Below are 667 nucleotides of genomic sequence, written 5' to 3'. Positions count from 1 at the left end.
CCGCCGCGTTCGCCCAGGATGGTCCGGCAGGTCGGCAGGGCGCCAGGGAGGCCTGGGCGAGGTGCCCGGGCTCAGGTGGCCGGGTGCCCTCCCGGGTCAGCCTTCCACCGGCACCTGTGGCGCGAGCAGCACCGGCAGACGGGTCGTGCGCGGCTTCGCCGGGATCTCGGCAACGGCACGGGGCAGCGCCTGCTCCACGCCGTGTACCACGGACAGGTGGCGGGCGGCCCGGCCGAACGCCGTGTAGATCCAGGGGCGGCTGAGGGCCTGCGCGGCATCGCCGGGCAGGACCACGACCACCGCCGGCCAACGGCCGCCCACCGCCTGGTGCGCGGTCAGCGCCCATCCGTGCCGTACGGACTGCTCCACCCGCTCCTTCGGTACGACGACGGCCTCGCCCGCGCACGACAGGTGCAGCCCGTCGGCGTCGGCCTTCACCACCCGGCCCGGCAGCGTACGGCCCGGCACGGGGGAGTAGGCGACACGGTCGCCGGGGTCGAAGCCGCCGAAGCGGCCGGGGCCCGGGTTCAGCCGCTCCTTCAGCGCGGCGTTGAGCGCCCGTGTGCCCGCCGCGCCGCCGTGGCCCGGCGTGATCACCTGGGTCTCCTCGGCGGGGACGCCGATCGCGCGCGGCACCGAGTCCGCGACGAGCTGGACGGTGCGGTGC

General features: G+C 76.9%; 1 protein-coding gene. It reads right to left on the bottom strand.

Going from position 1 to position 667, the window contains the following annotated elements:
• Positions 1-96: 96 nt before the first annotated feature.
• Positions 97-667, bottom strand: a 571-nt coding sequence (locus EBH09_RS06920; protein WP_193776146.1) for an ATP-binding domain-containing protein, incomplete at its 5' end; no start/stop codon positions are given.

It is taken from the genome of Streptomyces sp. E2N166 (genome assembly GCF_003671715.1).
Classification (GTDB): Bacteria; Actinomycetota; Actinomycetes; order Streptomycetales; family Streptomycetaceae; genus Streptomyces; species Streptomyces thinghirensis.
Note: the sequence above shows the minus strand (reverse complement) of the source record. Positions and strands in the feature narration are given on the sequence as shown.